The sequence below is a fragment of the Acidiphilium sp. 34-64-41 genome (assembly GCF_002282635.1).
GTDB lineage: Bacteria > Pseudomonadota > Alphaproteobacteria > Acetobacterales > Acetobacteraceae > Acidiphilium > Acidiphilium rubrum.
Genome location: NZ_NCJX01000143.1, coordinates 1 through 4765, shown reverse-complemented (window position 1 = coordinate 4765; position 4765 = coordinate 1). Strand labels below are relative to the sequence as shown.

Below are 4765 nucleotides of genomic sequence, written 5' to 3'. Positions count from 1 at the left end.
GTCGCCGCCTGGGAGGTCTCTCGAAACCAAAAACACGCCAAAGCCGATTGGCAGTTCACCGCCGACGACGCCCGCGTCAAACTCAAGCGCCTCTATCCGATATTATGAATGACTCGCGGCACTAGTCAATCAGGATCCAATTCTCATTTGAAGCAAGGGATCAGGTTGTCGAAGGCGGCGCGATCGGTGATGCGGAATCTATGATAGCCTTCGAGCGTGATCACATTGTTTCGATGCAACCGCTGGAGCAGGCGACACACGGTTTCGATGGTGAGCCCAAGATGATCCGCAATGCCGATCCGGTCCGTCGGAATGCGGACAAGGCCATCGCTCTCATGCAACGAGGACTGGCTATCAAGGCACGCCAGAAAAAACACGATCTTCTGCCGGGCGTCGTATCTGGTCAACGCGAGGGCTCGTCGCTGTGCCAGGCGAAGTTCATCGGTGAGTTTGCCGAGAAAACGCCACTGGATGGTTGGATGCCGGCGGAACAGCGCTTCCAGTGCCTCGATCGGTAGGCCGGTCACCGTCAGCCTGGTGATCGCCTGGCTCGATACCGTGTGACAACCCGGAACGGGAAACCCGATTATATCACCGGGAAATGCAAAATTGACGATGGCGCGACGCCCATCTGCGAGATGGAGCAGCGATTGAGCGACACCCTCATGGATCGTGTAGATTTCCTGCGCTGGCGTGCCGGCCCGGAAGAGGAACGCACCGGGCTCGAATTGGCACCTTGTGGATATTCGAGCGACCTTGCGGCCGATCTCGACCGAAAGATCGTCGTGGAGCATGGATGAACCACCGTGGTTACCATTGTCCACGAAAGATAGACCCATCGCAGCGTTGCAATCCGATGTGATCACAGCCTTCCATAACGATTTCACTCCAGTCACGATGGTTCAATACGGGATTCGGTCGGTGAGGTCGTTGAGCGAGATCAACCGCGCACAAGAATTCGTCCTCGATGAACCGCGATGAGCGCACTCAAGCGGCGCTACCCCACCATATTCGCCCACTGGACTCTGGGACCGACGGCTGGATGATGGGAGCCGGATGACGCGAGAGTGTCATGTCCGGTTCTGAGAGAGCGCGGGGCTGCAATGCCCCGCGCCACTCGCCTGAGCCCCGGCGCCCATCCCAGCCCCCCCCCCGAGGTCAGAAAACCCGCAACCAGTAGAATAAAATGGGCCGACTGTGCATCCTCGCACAGCTTCACGCCAAGGAGGAAGTTGCCCACCCGGGAGGAGCGTAGGCGAGCGGGCGGATTCTCAGGCACAGGCCGCCCCTGAACAAAGATGACGGCACATTTTGTGTGCTGTGATTAAAGAAATCACTACATATTGTGTTTGATGCCATCCACCCTTAAAATTATCATGGCCACAGACGCGTGGAGTCGGATCATGAAGAGATTCCGGCCCACTTGCCTGCGGCTCGTACCGGCCTGCCCTGGCCATGCGAAGATTTAGCGTCGCCGACGGCTTGGATAAAAGAAAGGACAATGTGATGGACATGGTAGCCGGACACTCGCATATGCAGCCTCCCGCGCTTGAGCGCATCTCCTCGATTTCGCGCCAGATCTGGGCGGATAAGTACCGGCTGAAGCGCGCCGATGGAACGCCCGTGGACCTCAGCATCGAGGATAGCTGGCGCCGCATCGCCCGGGCGCTTGCCGCCGTGGAGGCGGAGCCGGCGCTCTGGGAGGAGCGGTTTTATACCGCGCTGGAGGATTTCAAATTCCTGCCGGCGGGCCGCATCATCGCAGGGGCCGGCACCGACCGGCGGGTGACGTTGTTCAACTGCTTCGTCATGGGCGATATCGAGGACGATCTCGGCGCCATTTTCGCGCATCTGCGCGAGGCCGCGCTGACCATGCAGCAGGGCGGAGGCATCGGCTATGACTTCTCCACGCTGCGGCCCAAAGGCGCGGTGGTGAAAGGCGTCGACGCCGATGCGTCCGGCCCGCTCTCGTTCATGGATGTGTGGGATGCGATGTGCCGCACTATCATGTCCGCCGGGGCACGGCGCGGCGCGATGATGGCGACGCTGCGCTGCGACCATCCTGATATCGAGGCTTTCATCGCTGCAAAGCGCGAGCCGGGGCGGTTGCGCAACTTCAACCTCTCGGTGCTGATCACCGATGCCTTCATGTCCGCTGTGGAGGCCGATGCGGACTGGCCGCTGGTGTTTGGCGGCACCACCTATCGCACCCTGCGCGCCCGCGCGCTGTGGGAGAGCGTGATGCGCGCGACCTATGACTACGCCGAGCCGGGCGTGCTATTCATTGACCGCATCAACAAGCGCAACAACCTTTATTATTGCGAGACGATTCACTCCACCAACCCCTGCGCCGAGCAGCCGCTGCCGCCTTATGGCGCGTGTCTGCTGGGCTCGATCAATCTGGCGGCGCTGGTGCGCGAGCCGTTCACCCCGTCGGCGCGTCTCGATGAGGAGGCGCTGAGCGGTCTCGTCGCCGTTGCGGTGCGGATGATGGACAACACCATCGACGCCTCGGGTTTTCCGCTGGAGGCGCAGCACCAGGAGGCCATGGCGAAACGCCGGATCGGCCTGGGGCTGACGGGGCTGGCCGACGCGCTGATGATGGTCGGCCTGCGCTATGGCACAACCGAAGCGGCTGAGGCGGCCGAGCTTTGGGCCCGCGCGGTTAATCGCGCCGCTTATATCGCCTCGGCCAAGCTCGCGGCCGAGAAGGCGCCGTTCCCTCTGTATGAGCGGAGGGCGTATCTGGCCGGCGAGACCGTGCGCGAACTCGACGCCGAGGTGCGAGCGTTGATTGGCGAGCACGGCATCCGCAACGCGCTGCTGACTTCCATCGCGCCGACCGGCACGATCTCGCTGCTGGCCGACAATGTTTCGTCCGGCGTGGAGCCGGTATTCGCGCATAGTTTCGTGCGCAAGGTGACCGAGCCCGATGGCTCAAAGCGCGAGGAGCTGGTTGAGGATTATGCGGTGCGGCTGTATCGCGCGAATTTTGGCGCCGATGCGAAACTGCCCGATTATTTCGTGACCGCGCAGACGCTGACACCGCTGGAGCATATCCGCATGCAGGCCGCGTTGCAGCGCCATGTCGACAGTGCGATCTCAAAAACCGTGAACGTACCGGCGGATATTCCGTTCGAGACGTTTCAGGAAGTGTATCGCGAAGCCTACCGCCAGGGCTGCAAGGGCTGCACCACCTACCGGCCAAACGCGATTACCGGCTCCATCCTCTCGGTTACCCCCGAGCCGGCCAGCGATGCGGAGGCGGTGGCGGCGGCGGCCGCGGTTCCGGTTGTGCCGAACCATTCGCCATTTCCACGGCCTGGAAAACTTGTAGGATGCACCTATAAGCTTCGCTGGCTCGACAATGAGCATGCCATGTACATCACCATCAACGACATTGAGGAAGATGGACGGCGCCGGCCGTTCGAGGTGTTTATCTCGTCGGCGAACATGGAGCATTTCAGCTGGGTGGTGGCGCTGACCCGGATGATCTCGGCGGTGTTCCGCCGGGGCGGAGAAGTGGCGTTCGTGGCGGAGGAGCTGAAGAATATTTTCGACCCGCGCGGCGGGCAATGGAGCGGCGGGCGCTATGTGCCATCGTTGATCGCCGCGATCGGCGGGATCATCGAACAGCATATGATCGAGACCGGGTTTCTGGTGCCCGACGGGCATATTGGCCACCAGCCCCATGTCGCCAATCTGGCGGCGCCTGCGGGCGCTCCGGGCATGATCTGCCCGCAATGCAAGCAACCCGGGGTTACGAAGGACGGCGGCTGCCTGAACTGCCACCAGTGCGGCTGGTCCAAATGTAGCTGAGCAGGTGCCGCTACCTGACCTGTGCGGCTGAGCGGAACAGAAAAGTAGCCTACTGGTTGCGGGTTTTCTGACCTCGGGGGGCTGGGATGGGCGCCGGGGAACAAGGGCCTGACGAAATCGGGGCGTCAGCATAGTCGTTGTTAGTTGTGTTGCATAATGTTGTTGGATTTAGGGTCTGCCTCATTCTTGGTGCTTGCCCCCATCTGCGCTAATTCCGGAGACGGCGGTCGTTGGTACCTTTCCTATCCGGTTGCCACACACAGCCCCAACATGTAGTGCCGCGCGACAAACAATACGGTTCTCACCCTGTTTGTCGCGCCACATGTAGCGCCAACTTGAGAGAAATGGCGCCTCTCGGTGCTATATATGGGCGCTGGATGTGGCAACCGGATAGGCAAGGTTGGTACCACCCATATTGTAGGGATGAAAACGCAAAAATCGTGGGCACCAGGTGACAAGATCAACGTTTACAGCGTTAAACGGGGCATCGATCGGTGGGTCGTCGAGGCCAAAACGCAAAGCCTTCCCTTCTGTCCCGGTTGCCGCGCTCTGTCCGGTTCCAGGCACAGCTCCTATCTCCGCTGTCCCCAGGATCTGCCGGTTCAGGGCATTCCGGTCATGATCAATCTGCGATCAAGGCGATGGCGGTGCCGCAATCCGGCCTGCCTGCGAAAGATATTCACCGAGCGTTTGCCAGGAATCGCATCGCCTTTGGCGCGCCGCTCCTGCCGGGTCATGGAACTTGTCCGGCTTATTGGGCACAGCGCGGGAGGGCGTCCAGGGGAACGGTTGATGGAACGCTTCGCGATGTGGCTGTGACAATGGATTCTGGCCCACTTGTGCTGATGAATATTGGCCCACCTCCGGGGGTTGGACAGGCAGTGCCGCCCCGCGGGGCGGCACTGCCTGTCAGCGGTTGTTTTTCTCCTTCCTGTTCATGATTTGC

Annotated in this window: 3 protein-coding genes and 1 pseudogene; 2 read left to right on the top strand and 2 right to left on the bottom strand. The window is 61.0% G+C overall.

Going from position 1 to position 4765, the window contains the following annotated elements; genetic code table 11:
- Window positions 1–143: 143 nt before the first annotated feature.
- Window positions 144–794 (bottom strand): Crp/Fnr family transcriptional regulator, encoded by a 651-nt coding sequence (locus B7X49_RS18105; protein ID WP_286840536.1) that lies wholly within the window; start codon window positions 792–794, stop codon window positions 144–146.
- Window positions 795–1506: 712 nt separating this feature from the next.
- Here B7X49_RS18105 and B7X49_RS18100 point away from each other — a divergent pair.
- Together B7X49_RS18100 and B7X49_RS18945 are read left to right on the top strand one after the other, a co-directional pair.
- Entirely contained in the window at window positions 1507–3819 is a 2313-nt protein-coding gene (locus B7X49_RS18100; protein ID WP_286705322.1) for an adenosylcobalamin-dependent ribonucleoside-diphosphate reductase, read from the top strand.
- Between the two features lie 366 nt (window positions 3820–4185).
- A pseudogene (locus tag B7X49_RS18945) lies at window positions 4186–4416 on the top strand (hypothetical protein); the annotation flags it as partial.
- Between the two features lie 5 nt (window positions 4417–4421).
- Here B7X49_RS18945 and B7X49_RS18940 read toward each other — a convergent pair.
- Entirely contained in the window at window positions 4422–4556 is a 135-nt protein-coding gene (locus tag B7X49_RS18940) for a hypothetical protein (protein WP_408735587.1), read from the bottom strand.
- Window positions 4557–4765 lie beyond the last annotated feature (209 nt).